The sequence below is a fragment of the Kamptonema sp. UHCC 0994 genome (assembly GCF_029167235.1).
Taxonomy (GTDB): domain Bacteria; phylum Cyanobacteriota; class Cyanobacteriia; order Cyanobacteriales; family Microcoleaceae; genus Kamptonema.
The window spans coordinates 1-17,063 of sequence record NZ_JARFTR010000098.1 but is presented as its reverse complement, the minus strand read 5'-3'; the positions used below and the strand labels follow the sequence as shown (position 1 = coordinate 17,063).

General features: G+C 39.5%; 13 protein-coding genes. 7 read left to right on the top strand and 6 right to left on the bottom strand.

Going from position 1 to position 17,063, the window contains the following annotated elements; all coding sequences use genetic code 11:
* Nucleotides 1–2 precede the first annotated feature (2 nt).
* The 3 genes from PY364_RS09475 (at nt 3) to PY364_RS09465 (ending at nt 4,865) form a co-directional block, all read left to right on the top strand.
* Nucleotides 3–1,736, top strand: coding sequence for a DUF3352 domain-containing protein (locus PY364_RS09475; protein ID WP_275522060.1), 1,734 nt, complete (start codon nt 3–5; stop codon nt 1,734–1,736).
* Nucleotides 1,737–2,633: 897 nt separating this feature from the next.
* Entirely contained in the window at nt 2,634–2,849 is a 216-nt protein-coding gene (locus tag PY364_RS09470; protein WP_275522058.1) for a hypothetical protein, read from the top strand.
* Nucleotides 2,850–3,221: 372 nt separating this feature from the next.
* On the top strand, nt 3,222–4,865 hold the full coding sequence (locus PY364_RS09465; RefSeq protein WP_275522056.1) for a GTP-binding protein: 1,644 nt from the start codon (nt 3,222–3,224) through the stop codon (nt 4,863–4,865).
* 144 nt (nt 4,866–5,009) lie between these two features.
* On the opposite strand, the gene PY364_RS09460 is transcribed toward PY364_RS09465, so the two are convergent.
* From PY364_RS09460 to PY364_RS09445, 4 genes are all read right to left on the bottom strand, one after another.
* A complete protein-coding gene (locus tag PY364_RS09460; protein WP_275522055.1) occupies nt 5,010–8,366 on the bottom strand; it encodes a helicase-related protein in 3,357 nt (1,118 codons plus the stop codon).
* 335 nt (nt 8,367–8,701) lie between these two features.
* The gene (locus tag PY364_RS09455; protein ID WP_275522054.1) at nt 8,702–9,157 is read right to left on the bottom strand and encodes a DUF29 domain-containing protein; all 456 of its coding nucleotides are present in this window, start codon (nt 9,155–9,157) and stop codon (nt 8,702–8,704) included.
* A gap of 65 nt (nt 9,158–9,222) precedes the next feature.
* Entirely contained in the window at nt 9,223–9,888 is a 666-nt protein-coding gene (locus PY364_RS09450) for a hypothetical protein (protein ID WP_275522053.1), read from the bottom strand.
* A 52-nt stretch (nt 9,889–9,940) separates the two neighbouring features.
* Nucleotides 9,941–12,898 carry a DNA methyltransferase gene (locus PY364_RS09445; protein WP_275522052.1) on the bottom strand — a complete coding sequence of 986 codons (2,958 nt, stop codon included), beginning with the start codon at nt 12,896–12,898 and terminating at the stop codon, nt 9,941–9,943.
* Between the two features lie 289 nt (nt 12,899–13,187).
* Here PY364_RS09445 and PY364_RS09440 point away from each other — a divergent pair, with 289 nt between their 5' ends.
* Nucleotides 13,188–14,117 (top strand): phosphoribulokinase, encoded by a 930-nt coding sequence (locus PY364_RS09440; protein WP_275522051.1) that lies wholly within the window; start codon nt 13,188–13,190, stop codon nt 14,115–14,117.
* Between the two features lie 428 nt (nt 14,118–14,545).
* Here the strand turns inward: PY364_RS09440 and PY364_RS09435 are convergent, their stop codons facing one another.
* On the bottom strand, nt 14,546–15,127 hold the full coding sequence (locus PY364_RS09435; RefSeq protein ID WP_275522050.1) for an ARC6/PARC6 family protein: 582 nt from the start codon (nt 15,125–15,127) through the stop codon (nt 14,546–14,548).
* Nucleotides 15,124–15,294, bottom strand: coding sequence for a hypothetical protein (locus PY364_RS09430; RefSeq protein WP_275522049.1), 171 nt, complete (start codon nt 15,292–15,294; stop codon nt 15,124–15,126). Before PY364_RS09430 ends, PY364_RS09435 begins: the two co-directional genes overlap by 4 nt.
* 112 nt (nt 15,295–15,406) lie before the next feature.
* Here PY364_RS09430 and PY364_RS09425 point away from each other — a divergent pair, with 112 nt between their 5' ends.
* From PY364_RS09425 to PY364_RS09415, 3 genes are all read left to right on the top strand, one after another.
* The gene (locus PY364_RS09425) at nt 15,407–15,700 is read left to right on the top strand and encodes a DUF433 domain-containing protein (RefSeq protein ID WP_275522048.1); all 294 of its coding nucleotides are present in this window, start codon (nt 15,407–15,409) and stop codon (nt 15,698–15,700) included.
* The gene (locus tag PY364_RS09420) at nt 15,697–15,915 is read left to right on the top strand and encodes a DUF5615 family PIN-like protein (RefSeq protein ID WP_275522047.1); all 219 of its coding nucleotides are present in this window, start codon (nt 15,697–15,699) and stop codon (nt 15,913–15,915) included. The genes PY364_RS09425 and PY364_RS09420 overlap by 4 nt, the downstream gene beginning before the upstream one ends.
* Nucleotides 15,916–16,046: 131 nt before the next feature.
* Nucleotides 16,047–17,024, top strand: a complete 978-nt coding sequence (locus PY364_RS09415; RefSeq protein WP_275522046.1) for an ABC transporter ATP-binding protein — start codon at nt 16,047–16,049, stop codon at nt 17,022–17,024.
* Nucleotides 17,025–17,063: the final 39 nt, after the last annotated feature.

Sequence of the window (17,063 nt, the reverse complement as noted above, 5' to 3'; positions counted from 1 at the left end):
ATATGAAGTTACGCTCATTTTTCTCTTTCCTCATTCCTGGGGTTCTTGCCCTATTAGCCTTGAGTGCAGGTGGTTTTTACTGGCTGACGACTAAGACCCCCCTAAATTTGCTGCAAGGCGGGCCGACTGGTACTCCTGCGGCTGCAATTTTTGTGCCGAAGAGTGCGCCTGCTATGCTGTCAATGCTAGTAAATCCAGATCGGTTGGAAGCTTTGCAGCAGGTTTTTTCTCCTTTCCAAGAGAAAGGGCGATCGCACTCTGAATTTAATCAAATCAAAAAAAGCTTGTTGGCAAATACGGGCTTGGATTACAATCGAGATATTAAACCCTGGCTAGGGGATGAAATTACTCTGGCAGTAACGGGAAAGGATTTTGACCGCGATCGCAGCAATGGCAAACAAACTGGGCTATTATTAGCCCTTGCAACCCACGATCCTGACCTTAGTAGGGAATTTCTAGAACGCTTCTGGCACAAACCTACGGTTAGTGGTGAAGATATAACTTTTGAACAATATAAAGGCGTGAAATTAATTTACAGGAAAGGGAGTGTGAGTAACACTCTTTCCTCTCTGTCTTTAGGAGGATCGCCAAATTTAGCTACTGCTGTAGTTGGTAGCAGTTCTACAAATCATAATAGTTTTGTTTTATTTGCTAATCACCCCAAGGTTTTACGAGAGGCAATTAATAATGTTCAAGCTGCCAATCTAAATCTCAATAATAATTCTGAATATCAACAAAATTTGCAAGAATTAAAAGGCGGCAGAATTGCTGTAGTTTTTGCAAATCTATCAGAAGTAAATGATTGGATTGGGACTCAAAACGTTATCGGTGATGCACAAAAGGAAAATTCAATTTTACCTCTTTCAACACTGGCGATCGCAATGGGAATAAATCAGCAGGGATTACTTGCAGAAGCTGTTTTACTCTCTCCTGATGCTAAAAGTTTTCAATCTATAGCCCCAAAATCTGGGCTGGTTAAAGCTTTGAATTATGTTCCGACCTCCAGTCCTTTTGTAGCAGCAAGTACGGATCTAAATCATCTTTGGAATGAAATTTCTGCTGGAGTTGCGAGTAGCGATTTACTCTCTAGATTGGTGAATCAACCAATAGCCGATCTGAAAGTGAGTTGGGGTATTGATTTAGTAAAGGATATATTTAGTTGGGTACGTGGGGAGTATGTTTTGGCTTTATTACCGCGCCCGGATCGCAGTGCCCCTGATTGGATTTTTGCGGTGGAAAAATCCCCTGATTCTGAAAAAGCAATTGCTCGCTTGGATGCGATCGCTCTCAGTCAAGATTATAGTATTGGTAGCTTTAATCTGAATAATCAAAAGATTTATGCTTGGACTCGCTTGACTACTAGCTCTAATTTTGATCGGAAAAATACAGCTATTAAAGCTGAAGCAAAAGGCGTTCGCGCTACAGTTGGGGAATACGAAGTTTTCACAACTTCTGTAGAGGCGATGGATGAAGCACTGAAAGCTTCGCAAACTGGAACTCTGTCTGGAAATAGTGACTTTCAAACTAGCATTGCACCTTTACCACAGTTAAATTATGGATATTTATACTTAGATTGGCCGTCAAGTAGGGCCGTATGGGAGCAGCAAATACCTCTTTTGAGGTTAATTGAGTTGTCTGCTAGACCATTTTTTGAGCGTTTGCGATCGCTTACTTTTACTAGCACGGGTGGAGAAGCAGGTGTACGGCGAGGGAGTGTTTTTATCCGCCTGAATTAAAAGGGTAAGCAGTCGGACATAATTAAACGCTATATAGCTATACCGCCCAGAGGGCGGCGTTACAAATAGATTTGGGAGTGCCAGTTGGTCAACTGTCCTACTTTCGTTTCTGTTACTACTTTGCTGCCAATAGGATATTTTTTACTTGTTCAGTAAGGGTGAGAGTGAAATGTTGGCAAGCAAAAAGACATAATTAAACGTACAACTCCGATGACTGAAAAGCACGCTGCATAAGTCTTTCTCCTTCTGACCAATGACTTCTGACGACTTCCTCGTGACGAATGCCCCGTACACTGTGTCTTCTACCTAATGGCTTCACCCCCTAACCCCGACAATTAATGTACAAGTTACGATAGTGGAACGCTTCTAAGTCTTGGCTGCTGAACAAGGGGGTAAATTTAAAACATAAAGTTCAGGAGCCGCCATCATGGAATTCATCATCTACACCCCCAAAATTATCGCAAATCCTTTTACTCCAGTAACTCAAAACAAAACGACTCAATGCAAAATACAACAAATCAGCCCATTAGAGATTTTAATGCGATTAGCCTAATCAATTACTAATCGGCTAACCAATTGTTTGAAGGTTTTAACGCATAGGCGATCTATAGGTTTCGGGATTGCTGATTACTAATTAGCAGGTTTTATCCAATTTTAATATCAAGGTTTTCTCCTAGAAGCAGCCCTAATCGGTTGCTTTTTTCTTTTATATGGCTATATTTATTTCTGTGATTTTCGTCACTATATGAGTAGCCACAAATCACAGAAACAACGGAGAAATATCACTTAAGTTTATGATAAGTGTCGCAGCAGTAGCGAACGCAAATAAGCGATCATTAAAAATATAAGGTTCTAGTTCTAAAAACTACTCTCAACTAGGAATCGAGGTAAAAATTTATGAAATCTTGCCAAAAGCCTTTAAAATCTAATCCATTCACAACTTATCGCGACCCTAAAACAGGTAAGTGGGTTGTAGTTAACAGCGAGGTAGATCGGGACGAAAAAAAGGAAACAGATGCTAGAAAATATAGTAGATGTGTTTCAAGTGCTACAATTATATCGTTTGAAAAAAATCTTGAAGCTCCGCTCGAAATCAAAATCGTGGCTGCTTAACTTTATTTAAATTAAATATAGCATTATCGCTCGGCATCGCAACAGTTAATATTTCTTGGTTGTTGATTATTCGTCAGCCCAAAAATGTGCTGATAACGAATAATTACCAATTAAATATAGAGTGGGCGCTCGCTGCAACAAGCCTGTAAATTATAGCTAAATCCAATTAGAAATTTAATTAAATTTTTAATTTTTAATTTTACATTTTTAATTCTTGAGAGAGGCGATCGCGCCAAAAATAACGGCTTGGCATTTGCTATGTTTAAAGTAACTATCCCAAAGTGCGTAGGCGAAGCCAGGGTTAGGTATCGCTCTTTCCCTTGAAGAATGCCAAAATTAAAAGCATCTGCCTTTTATTCGCCCTAGCCGTTCATGGCCTTGTCTCGCCTCCTCATACTCATTGCTGGTTTCTGCCTCATCTTGGGGCTAATGATCTGGCTGATTGCTTCCTTAACAGGGCTTTACAGCCAAGTTGCGTGGTCTGCGCCACCGTTTTTGGCAAATTTACTGCTATTGCTGCTCATCTTCCTCTTGGGGATGTTAATTTTTGCCTTATTCTACTATTGGAGGCTCCTACAACGCCCTAGGAAAAATCAAGCAAAACCGCAGTTAAAACCAAAAGTTCCTGCTGCTAAAGTTGAGGCGGCTGAGGAAACTTTGAGAGCTCTTCGCCAACAGGTAAGTCAAATTCAGGATGAGGTAGCGCGTCAAGCTTTAATCTCGCGATCGCGCGAAATCGAAGCCAGTTTGTCTCGTGGTAATGTCGAAGTAGTAGTTTTCGGCACCGGTTCAGCGGGCAAAACCTCTCTAATTAACGCACTGGTGGGCCGGATGGCGGGACAAGTAGGCGCACCAATGGGTACTACTGAAGTCGGAGAAACCTATATTCTGAAGCTGAAAGGATTAGATAGAGAAATTTTAATCACAGATACCCCAGGAATTCTAGAAGCAGGAATCGCAGGAACTCACAGAGAAGAATTAGCGCGACAACTGGCGACAGAAGCAGATTTATTACTATTTGTCTTAGACAACGACTTGCGAAAATCCGAGTACGAACCGCTGCGGACTTTGGCACAAATTGGCAAGCGATCGCTCGTAGTTTTCAACAAAACTGACCTCTATCCTGACAGCGATAAAGAAACCATTATCGCACGGCTACGGCAGCGGGTGAAAGGAATTGTTAGCAGCATGGATGTAGTCGCGATCGCAGCTAACCCCCAAGAAGTTACTCTCGAATCCGGCGACAAATTTAAACCAGAACCCGATATCATGCCCTTAATTCGGCGCATGGCTGCTTTATTACGAGCCGAAGGCAAAGACTTAATTGCTGATAATATTCTCCTACAATCTCAACGTTTAGGGGAAGAAGCCCACAAGTTAATAGATGCCCAGCGGCGGCGACAAGCGGATAAAGTAGTAGAACGATTTCAATGGATTGGTGCGGGAGTAATTGCAGTAACGCCATTGCCCGTAGTAGATTTATTAGCAACAGCAGCCGTAAATGCCCAAATGGTAATAGAAATTGGCAAGATTTACGGTACTGAATTAAATATAGATCGCGGGCGAGAATTGGCGATGTCCCTAGCCAAAACTTTAGCAAGTTTAGGAATTGTAGCAGGTGCGATTAAACTGGTGACAACGGCCCTTCAGCTTAACATTGCCACCTTTTTAGTTGGTAAGGCAATTCAAGGCGTAAGTGCTGCTTATTTGACGCGGATTGCTGGTAAGAGTTTTATTGAATATTTTCGTCACGATCAAGATTGGGGCGATGGTGGGATGGCCGAAGTAGTGCAGCGACAGTTTCAGTTAAATCGGCGAGGGGAGTTTATGAAAGCCTTCGTAAAAGATGCGATCGCCCGCGTTGTAGAACCGCTGACAGTTCAACCAGAACCAGAGTATGAATGTCAATTAGAAGAACCACCAAAACCACAACCAACACCAGAACCAGAAGCAGTTGATTATACTCCTCAAGACGATTGGGAAACAGATAGTAAAAATAGGAATGAAGAATGGTAATTATTAGTACAGGACTTACGCAAGGGTGGTAGAAACCGGGTTTTTTAACCAACAGACTTACGCAAAAGTATTTGTAACGCCGCCATCTTGGCGGTTTCTTTACCGCCAGGATGGCGGCGTTACGTAAAGTGTGCGTAAGTTCTATTATACTAAGGCTTGACTACAAACAATCATCGGAATAGGTTTCTCATTATCTTGTAAATGATGACGATCTAACAAATTTCGCAGATCGTGTTGATTATACAGCTTTTTTAACTCCCTGAATAAATTATCTCCCGTTAATCCCTGCTTCTTAATACTGTTTAAATCTCGCTTCAATACCGTTGTCATCGGTTGGCGAAAGGCTTGTTCTAGGATATTAATCTGTTTGCGAATATCTTCATCCTCAATTGCTTTAAAGAAAAGTCCTAATTCTCGGACAATATATCGCTGTCCTTGACTCAAAGATCGACTATATTCTCGTTCAGATTGACGATGTTTTACTTCTTCACTGAATTTAGATTTAATGTTCATCACCGCTTGATTATAATTATGAGGTAATAATAATCCGGGTTCGGTAATACTACTTTTCAACATTCCTAAAATTCTCGAAACATCTTTAGAAATAATTTCCCCCTGTCCATCGATCCAGTATAATTGTTGATATCCTTTCCAGTCTTTGCGATTAGGATAAGAGGCTTCACAAAAAACATACATTCCCTTATTCAGAGAGAATCTAGCAGTCCGAATCCCATGAGGTAAGTTAGCAATCCGTTCATATTCTGTTGGATTTTCCTTTTGTAATTGTCGCAGCATTTCCTCTGCTTCATTCAAGTCTAATAATTCCCCTGCATCTTCAAATAGACTCAATTGATGGCTTTCAGCTTTTTCATAAATTGCATACATCGCTTCTTCATTCAGTTGTTCTGTAGGGTCAAGAATCGCCGCATCTTCTCCGATAGTTTCATGGATTTCTTGAATCCGGTTAGCAAGTTTTTGGCGTAAACCTAGATTTTTTTCTAATCCGGTTTCCGGTAGAAAATTAAACCCATAAATCAGATCGTTTTCACTACCAATCCGGTCAATCCGTCCAAATCTTTGAATCAGTTTAACCGGATTCCAATGTAAATCATAATTGATAATGGAATTGCCATCTTGTAGATTTAAACCTTCGGCTAAAACATCCGTTGCAATTAAAGTATTGAGTTCTAATTCTCCCGTTTTAAATTGATAATAGGGATTAGCTTTAGGGGCAAATCGACCGACAATTTTAGCTTTATTTTTACTACTGCTACTATAAATTACTTCAATATCATTAGATTGATTGTGAGGATTAAGATGAGCGTATAAATATTGAGCAGTATCAGCAAATTGAGTGAAAATTAACCGTTTACCTGTTTTAAGGGGTTCTTGATTTAGCCATTGTTTGAGAGTTTGTAATTTAGCATCTTTTTCAGGGGTAATCGCATTGACTAAGGAGGCAATTTGTGTTAATATATTTAAGTCATGTTGAATATGATCTTGTAAACGTTGAGCATCAAAATCAGCAATATCGTATTTACTACAAACTTGGCGTAAACCGTCGATGATATCTTGTTCTTGGGTATCATTGGGTTCATAAAGTATATTTTGCGCTTCTTCCCCAGCAGCTACAATTCCTTCTTTAAGAGCACTTAAAAATCGTTCGTGTCCTTTAATCAATTTTTTAATGGTTTGTTGGAACGCATAAACACTCGATTCAAACCTTTTAAATAATAATACCCGCATTAATCCCCGCAAGTTCGATCCCGCAACTTGTAAGCTGGTGTAAGGTTCAGCATTCTTTTTAGATTTAATTACATAATTACCTAAGCCATAACGGGCATAACAAAGCTCATCTTTAGGTAGTTTAACTAACTGCTTTTTGCGGGATTTTCCTAAATATTGGCGTAATTTTTGATAGAGTCCTTGGTAAGTATCCTCAATACTATATTCAATGGTTTTCAATTCTCGTTTCGGGAAAAAACGGTGTTTGCCATCAACGATAATATAGGCGCGTTTTATGCTATTCAGATAATCTTGAAAATTAGCAGAATCTACGGGTTGATGGGTAACGGAATCAAAACCATACCATCTTAAAATATGATTGCGAGTCCGACGAATTAAAATATGAGAAAGTAATTCTGGAAGTTGCTTTTGTCCTTTTTCCACTAATTTAAAATATTCTTTTAAATCTGGCGGGTCAACAGGTAAATCGGTTTTATCATCCTGATGAAATAGTTTAATTTGATGATAAATATCCCAAGCGGTTTTATTGCGAGGCGTTGCTGTTAATAAACAACATTGTTTACCAGAAGCGAGAAAGGCTTCGACAATTTTATAACGTTGGGTATCAGCATTGCGGATATTATGACTTTCATCAATCAGCACAAAATCTCGATCTTTATATTTAAAATCTTCTAACAAGGTTTTAAATCCACTTTCCTCATTTTCTCGAAGATAACCCATTGATAAAACCCGCGCGTTCAGTTGATAAATTTCATTATATCTTTCCCACATTTCGACTATCGGCGCGGGACAAATAATTAAAGGACGGGCTTTTTCAATCTGTTCAAATCGTTTAACAATCGCGGCCCCAATAAAGCTTTTACCTAAACCAACGACATCAGCAACAAAGCAACCGCCATACTCACGAATTAATTTAATTGCTTGGTTAACGGCTACTTTTTGAAAGTCTGCTAGTTTGTCGGTGATTTGATTATCAACCATAATTTCTGTAGAAACTTCTTCCGCGATCCGATCGCGCACTAACATATATAATGTTTTCATGTAAATATCGTAGGGACGCACGGTAGACATCGCCCAAGATTGTTTCATCTCCTCCATAAGTGCTTCTTCAAAGTTTTCGGCTTCCTCCCAAAGTTCGTTAAACCAATCTGTTAAACTAGCATGATTATCATTGCCATGCACAATCACATTAAGTTCGGTATTATGGGAAATTCCTGATAAACTTAAATTAGAGGAACCCACAATCGCAATGCCATTTTCCGTGCGTTGTACAGACTGTCCTAGATTATTATAAACCTGACCATAATCGAAAATATAAGCTTTAGCGTGAAGTCTTTCTTTAGTATAAACTCGCACCTGTAACCGTTTTTCTTCTATCATTTTGACCAAACTTTTGACCAGATTTTCTGCTTCATCGGTTTGATCCATAATTTCGACGCTAGACCTCAGATTTTCGGCGGTTTCTGTCACCATTTGTTGACGGGTTGACCGTTTAGCATAAGCTTGTTCTTCGAGACTATCTTTTATTAATTCTAAACGGCGATATCCTTCGGCTAATTGTTCGATGGTTTGACGGTTACTGGTGTTACCAATTAATAATCGCAGTTGTTTGATAGTTGCTAGGCGGTGGGAGATAGCAATAAAACCGGAGAGAAAGAAATAACCGACGGCAAAATTAGCGGATTCTGAGGATTCAAGAATTTGATTGATTTTATCAACTAATTTTTGATCGCGATTGTCGATGATGTCAGTCATATTTTTTTATTTTAAATACAAAACTTACAAGCGCTGCTTCAAAAACCGGGTTTCTGTGTCGATATTTTTGGCAATAGCGATAATTTTTTGTCAGAAACCCGGTTTTTTGCCTAAGTCTTAAGTAGCTGGACAAAAATAAATAATGTCATTGCGAGCCCAGCGTTGGCGTAGCCTGCCCGTTAGGGCTTAGCAATCCCAAAACCCTGCGTTGGCGTAGCCTGCCCGAAGGGCTTATGCTTCACTTCACTTCGTTCCGTTCGCAATGACATGGCTGCGTTTATTTATGTCCGACTACTTAAAATAGTCAGAAAGTATTTTTTTGCATTTGGATAAAACTATGCGGGTAAAAAGTCCGATTCAAGAACTAAATCAGGATGAAAAGGACATTCAACGGGAAAGACAGATATAGATAAACCTGTTTCTGAGGAAGCTAAATCTCTGGCTTTTTGATAACATTCGTCAAACACTTCTAAAAAATAATTCTTTAAACTAGGACTATCGGCAAAATCATCCTCTAAGCGGTTACGATGTTCTTTAATTGTTGTCCGCCAGCTATTTGTCCGTTTGTCTGGTTGATACTGCCATTTTAGCAGGTGCATTAACAAAATTCGCAAGTTACTTTTAACTGATTTTCTATCATTTTTTCCCATACTCTCTATTTCGGAAATTAGGTTTTCGATATCTAATTGATCGAATCTTTTTTGCTGTAATAATTCAATTGTTGATTCCACCCAGAGGTTAAAATCTTGGTCATGGAGAGAAGATGTTAAAGTTGTCAATGTGGTTTTCATGGATCTAAACTTGGTAAATGGGAAACTTTGATTGTCACTGGGTGTTATAATTCTTAAGGTGCAGCTTAATTATCTTCTGATTGTAGTCTGTTTTTTTGAGAATGCAAGCGTTTAATCCGAGATTGAATATCAGCAATAATTCCTTCAATTTCCTGCATATCTGTAGGAATTAGATAGGGATGAAGTATTGTTATAATTGATGAAAGATCGACGGAATAGTTGAGTAAAAGTAGGGTAATATCATTTTCATAAATACTGACTCTTGTGAAATTTCCCTGTCTGTAGAGAGAGGGTAAGGCAAATATTTTAAGTAATAAAATACCTTCTACTGTAACACAACGAATACTACGATTTCCAAATTCTCGATTAGTTGCATAGTTGTTTCTGACTAATTCAAACAGAGGATTACGAGTTAGTAGTACATCTATTTGTAAGTTTTCATAATTGCCACGAATAAAATTTTTGTTTTCGTCAGCAATCGTAATTTCTGGTAATGTCTCTAAATCTTCTCTAGCCAGAATTACGTGGATATCTTGGGTATTTCTTCCTTCAATATAACTCAGTAAAGCTACATCACCAACTAATAAATAATTAATCTTTCTTTCGTCAAGTGTTGTAAAGAAGTTCTCGATGATGTCTGGCAGATTATTGACGTTAAAAGGCTGATTATTCCAATTTTTCATATCAAATATAATTCCATTGGTGATGATTTCTGAAATGGCAACTGTCATTTGTATTACTCCTGGAAATATAGAGAAGATATATCCTTAACTTTCTCTACCATTATAACCCATACAAAGCGGCAACTCGCTCATCGATTTCTTTCTCCCATTGTTCGCAGTTTACCCCTTTTGCATCTAGGCATTTTTGCACTAATTCACTGATGGCTGATTTTTCGGCTTCGGAGGCGTGGGGGATAATAGCTTTCTCAATGTAACTACGAAGAAGTTGATAACCATTTTGAATTTTTGTACAATAACGACTTATTTCTAACCAAAAAGACTGAGAATTAAGAACACCTAAAAGATAAAAATCATCCACAGAAATTGTCCAAACGGCATCATTGATATACATTCCTTTATCATCATAGGCAAAACAAGGTTTTACTTGAAAGCGTTGATATACAATTTTAGGTTTTTCAAATGCAGGTGCATAACGAAATTGTGGCTGTTGTAATTCATACCATTCTTGCTTAGTTGCTCTGTTTTCAAGCTCTTGTTTATATAATTGTAAGTATTCAATCACAGATTCTAATGCGGTTGTATCAATTCCATGATACATATATAGCAACCATTTATCTTGAGCGTTTATCCGCCATTTGCGAATATCTTTACCGACAGCTAAAGGCTTAATTATCTCTATGCTTTTAGGAGATTTTCTAATTAATTCCAATCGTTGATTACCATCAATAAAAAATGCTTTACTTAATCCACATTTAATTCCATAAAAAATTTTATCTTTAGCATATTCACCTAATACAATTCCTGGTTGTTTAGTTGTAACAGTTAATAACCAGCTTGAACCATTTAAGACCTCATTTGAGAGAATTTTTCCATATTTTTGAATAATAGCTAAAACATCAGGATAGGGAAACTCTAAAGATTCAACCTCAGTAAAAATTAATGAATTATTAGCTTTATTACCTTTTTGGGCAATAAAAATCATCGGATAAGTAGTTGCACTTTCAAAAACAGGTAAATCACCAAAATCTGTAATACTGTAAACCTGACAAGTTTCAGCAATATGCTTTTTCAGCTTTTCCCCATACTTTGCCCGAAACCACTTATTAGGAGAAATAAAAGCTAACATTCCTCCCTGTTTCAATAGTTGTAAAGCACGACCATAAAAGTAACAATATAAATCAGCCCTATCGCTGTGAACTTCTGGGAAATTCTTTCGTAAAGTTGGCTTAATTTCCTTAAATAACTCCATTCTAACATAAGGCGGATTTGCCACAATAATATCAAAACCACCATCAGCAAAAACCTCAGCAAAATCCACCGCCCAATCAAAACCCGCTACCTTTGCACTCCCATGAGTTAACAACGAAATATTGGTTTTTATCTTCTCAATTTCCACTATTAACCTCTGCTTCTCTCCCCCTAAATGCGCCCGTAAATACTGCGCCTTTAACTCTCGAAATTGACGAATTATATCATCCCTCAACATCCCAGAACCTTGAGGATTAGGCGCAATTAAGCTATCCGAATCTTCAATCTTAAACTTTAAATTCGGCAAAGGTGGCGGATCGTTACCTTCATATTCCACCGCCAAAGATAACCATAACCTCAACCGGGCAATATTCACCGCAAACGGATCGAGATCCACCCCATAAATATTATTTTCAATAATTTGTAACTTAAACTCATAAACGGTTTTAGATTCCCAAGTTTGCGAAGCAAATAAACACTGAGACAAGTCTAATAACTCATGCAGCATCCCCATTAAATACGCACCACTTCCACAGGCAGGATCGCAGACTTTCACCTGTTCAATTGCTTGTAATACGGCTCTAGGATTCTTAAAATTAACACCGTTATGTCGATCGACAAATTCCGCGATCGCTTCCCTAGATTCAGCGGGTAACTTACTGCCTAAATAACCTTTTAATGCCTCCCTACCCATAAAAGAAACAATCGGTTTCGGTGTATAATAACTCCCAGATTCATGTCTCCCCGTTACCAATTCCTCAAACACTTTCCCCAACATTTCCGGGTCAACGGCAACCTCTACATCTAACGGCGTGCTTTCTGTAACGGTAAAATTAAAGTTATTAAACAAATCGTGAATAATACTATCAACGGCTGCATCAGGTACAATAATTGTAGGATCTCGATCTTCCTCATCCTGTTCAAATAATCCCCCATTCAAATAAGGAACTGTACCGATAATTTGTTTAAGATAGCCACCATTATTAATCCCAATCATATCAACAGCTTGGGAGTTATTCAATCCAGAGAAAAAGAGATGAGTCAAGCGATCGCGGTAAAAGTTTTTATCGGCTATACTACGATCTAATTGATAATCTCGCCAAAGTGCTTCTAAATAGTGGGTTTTCTCCTTAAAGTTCAGCCAGCCTTTTTTCTGAATAAACACAATAAACATCAAACGGTTAAACAATTTTTGAATAAATAACCGCCGTTTTTCAGCATTATCAATCGTGGGAGTAATTAACCTTTCCACATTCTCAAAAACTTCTCGATATTGCTTGAAGAATTTTTGAGTAACTTTTTCAACATCAAACGCCTCATCATGGCGTTGCTGAATTGCTAAAGGTGAATCAAGATCGAGTCCTTCTAAATCTAGTAAACTTAAGCGTTCTATAGCAGTTCTTAACTGTTCCCCTGGACTAACTCGAATCCGACGCAAAATCCTTTTATTATCCTGTCTGCTATCATATTTAACATTAATAAAAGTCCAGTTTTTTTGTTGTTTATCTGAAAACACAAACAGAGAATATGGGTGATTTTTCAGTAATTCTTCAACAACTAGGCGTTCTGTTTTAACTAATAATCGTTGATTAAAACAGCCATAAATTACATGAAAGTCGTCACCTCCTGCCGCAATTAAAATCGGATCTTCTGCTAATACTTCTGATACCTGTTCCCGCCAACCTCTCCGCGAAAGAGATTGATTGACGGGATTGTAATTTAACTCAGAGAATAATTTTTTTAGCGAATTTAACCCTTGCAGCGATGAAAGGATTTTATCGACGGAGTTCTGAAGTTCAGGATTCGTCATAATTTTATAGCAGAAGGAAGAAGGAAGAAGGAAGAAGGAAGAAGGAAGAATGTGTTGAAGCGAAGACACAAACATAGGACTTACGCATTGTCACCGTGTAGCACAGCTTTGGGATTGCTTCGAGGAAAATCTGGAAGCCTCGCAACTGCGCTTCGCTTGCCTCTGGGAATGACACAGCGATCGCTCTCTCTTGACTAATTCCGAGCGATCCCCTCTATTCTAATGACCATAACTTTGATACAGTATAAAGTTTACAACTAACTTACTATAGTGCAGCGGGGTGAAAATTATGAGTCAGCGTCCAATTATGCTCGGTATTGTTGGTGATAGCGCAGCAGGTAAAACAACACTGACGCGAGGTATTGCTCAAATATTGGGAGAGGAAAGCGTTACCGTCATCTGTACGGATGACTATCACCGATACGACAGAAAACAGCGGGCCGAAATTGGGATCACAGCTTTGCACCCCGACTGCAACCACTTGGATATCATGCAGCAACACCTGACCCTGCTGCGAACCGGACAACCCATCCTCAAGCCAATTTATAACCACACGACAGGTGCTTTCGATCCCCCGGAGTACATCAAGCCGAGTAAATTTGTGATCATGGAAGGGTTACTCGGTTATGCTACTCGCGGAGTGAGGGAATCCTACGATGTTAAAGTTTACCTGGCTCCCCCTGAGTCTTTACGGGCGCAATGGAAGATCAAGCGCGATACTATGAAGCGGGGCTACACTGAAGAACAAGTGCGAGCAGAACTAGAAAAACGCGAGCCTGATTCTGAAGAGTTCATCCGTCCCCAGCGGCAAACGGCAGATGTAGTTGTTACATTTTACCCGCCCGATGAGGAAGATGCTTCTAATCTTAGCGTGCGCTTGGTGCTCAGACCGACTATTCCTCATCCGAACTTTACTGAGATTTTAGATCGAGGTAGTGCGAGTTTCAAACCTGCTATTCGCTTGGGATTGGATAGGGATATGGGTAAACCTGTTGATGTTTTAGAAGTGGATTCTCACGCCACTAGCGCACAGGTGAATGAGTTGGAGAAGATTCTCTGTAATGAAATGCCTCACTTGCGGGGATTTTGCAGCACGGAAGGTAATCCTGAAATTGGCAAACTTGTGGGTACAACTGGGGAAGTGCTTCAGAGTTATCCCCTAGCTTTGACGCAGTTGCTTATTGCTTATCACATGATTAAAGCAACGCAATTTTATTAAGAAAAAAACCCGGTTTCTTGAAGAAACTGGGTTTTTATTAGCTATATTTCGGGGAAGCTTTTTATTACTACTATCCTGATGTTGGGTTTCGCTTTGTTAAACCCAAATTACTACTATTTGTGTGACAGATTTTGCAGGATTTTTCAGGATTGGTATAATTTTTTATTGCATCCATCAGTAGCATAAAATTTTGTGCTCTTAAGCACAAGTAAGTTCAGACAAACTTTACTAACTCTTTAAAAAGTGGAGGTTGTTTTCTGGATATATAAAGTTATAGTAAAGTTGCTTTTACAGTGTATTGAATGTTTTTAATTGCTGAAACCGTTGATTTCCGTAATTTTTTCCTTTGGAATGAGTTCAGGGTTGGGACTTTCTCTGCTACAAGTTTGCTAAATTTTTCTTCTTTCTTTCTTCCTTCTTCCTTAATTTTAATTAATTACTTGGGCATCAGCTATTTTCCACACGCCATCCCAATATTCTAAACTATAGCGAACCAGTTTCGTGTTAAAGCTACTATTCTCGACTTGACCCTTTTGATAAAGGGTGACATCTTCTGTAACTCTAACTTCAATAGTTGCTTTGTTTCCCGATGCTGCAAATCGTTCGACGGATTCAACTTTTTGAACGCCGTAACGATAGTAAGCGTTAGTGCTTCTCAAAGATTCGATAGCTTTGAGAGTGTCAGAATACAAAATACTTGTAGTTAGGTTAGCAAGGATTTCACGATCGAAGGGAGGGGCAAATATTTTTTGCTTAGCTTCCAGCCACCTACTAATGATATCGGCAGCTTGTCCTAAAGTAAGGGTTCCATTGTTGGTGTTAGCTTGAGTAAGAATTATAGCTTTTGTTTGGGAAGCTGTGGTTAAAGATGCGTCCCAATTCTTATTAATCAAAGGGGAGTTGACAGTTTGCCAATTCTCGTTAAGAATGGGATAGGTAGCAGCTTGAGTTGGAGTTGCTGAGTTCAGCGGAATTAAAAATGTTGCGATCGCGAAAATTCTCAGTTTCATTTTTGTTCAGAAAAATAGGCAATTTCCACCGATGGCGTTAGTTGACTTTGGGGTGCAGGTAGCATTTCGCCTCGGAAGTCTAATAGTTGGACGAGGATGAGGTATGCGATCGCTAACAATACAGAAATCGCACCAGTGACAATAGCAATAATCTTCGATCGATCCATTTTCAGCAATATGTAGGCACATCTATTCTCTAGAGTATCTCAAATTGGGAGAATTTAGCGATCGCGCCTCGAACCAGATTAGAATCAAATAAAATATGCAACAGAGGTAAATATGTCAACGGCTATTGACATCGGGACGCTAATTGTTTCTACCCCCGGAACCTGCGGGGGTCGTCCCCGAATTGAGGGAAGTAGGGTTTCGGTTCTCAACATTGCTATTGATTACAAGGCGGGGATGAGTCCAGAAGAAATTGCTACCGCCAGAATTAACTTGACTTTAGCACAGATTTATGCTGCTTTGGCCTACTATCACGCAAACAGAGCTATTATTGACGCAGCCATAATAGCTTATTACGAGGAATGCGATCGCTTGGAAGCTGAATATAAGGCGGGAAAGCTATCGTGAGTCAGATTCGCTTATATCTGGATGAGGACGTTCTTGAAGGTGCGCTAGTACAGGCTCTACAAAGTAATAACGTAGATATCCTCACTACCGCAGAGGCTAAGAAGCTTAGTTGCACAGATGAAGAACAGCTAATCTGGGCAAGAGAACAAGGGCGCATCATCTACAGCTTTAATGTGGGAGATTTCTGCCGCTTGCATAATCAATTTAATGATTAAAATATTCAAATATTCTGCACCTTTGAGATTCCCCCAACGCCCCTTAAAAAGCAGGGCTTTATAAAATTGCCGTAAGCGATCGCGCCTCGATTCAGTTTATGATCGGTAAAAAGCACAGACTAACGCCCTCTATGGATGCTGCTGTAGATCTACTCACAATCAAGAAGCCAGAACCAACTCCAGCGGTAGAAATCTCTCAACTTGGTAAATTATACCGCACTGGTTTTTGGATGAATCAGAAAATTGAATCTCTCAAAAGCTGCACCCTGACAGTCTATCAAGGCGAAACTTTTGGACTTTTGGGGCAAAACGGTGCCGGAAAAACAACGCTGCTGAAAGCCCTGCTAGGCATTGTGCGGCCTACCTCCGGTTGGGGGTTGCTTTTGGGTCAGCCTTTAGGCGATCGCACCGTCAAACAGCGAATCGGCTACCTCCCAGAAAATCCTTATTTCTACGATTATCTCACTGGCTGGGAATTTTTGCAGTTTGCCGCTGGATTGTTCCAAATTCCAGCATCCGTACAGCGCCAGCGGATTCCCGACTTGCTAGACTTAGTTGGGCTAGCTAAGTCAGCAGCAATTAAGAAACAGTTGCGCCAATATTCTAAAGGAATGCTGCAACGGATCGGCATGGCTCAAGCACTGATTAACGATCCAGAGTTAGTATTTCTAGATGAGCCCATGTCGGGTCTAGATCCGATGGGACGCTATCAAATGCGTGAGATTATTCTATCACTAAAAGCCCAAAAGAAAACAATTTTTTTTAATAGCCACATCCTCTCAGATGTAGAACAAATTTGCGATCGCATCGCCATCCTCGCCCAAGGCGAATTAATCTGTATCGGCAACCTGGATGAACTTCTAGGAACAACTGAAACCTACCACGTTAGAGGTAAAGGCGGCCACTTAAATGTACTTAAAAAATGGGTGCCCGATTTAGAACTTGAGGGTGAAGTGTGGTATGGTCATTTGCAAGCTAGCCCCCAAGATTTTATCGCTACTCTTAGTCTAATGGGAGCGCAATTGATAGGGATGAATCTAGCTAGACCTAGTTTAGAAGAGTTTTTTCTTCAGCAGTTACAACAGCGTGGTATCCATTCCAGCAGTTAATATAACATAATAACTTACGTAACGCCGCCCTCTGGGCGG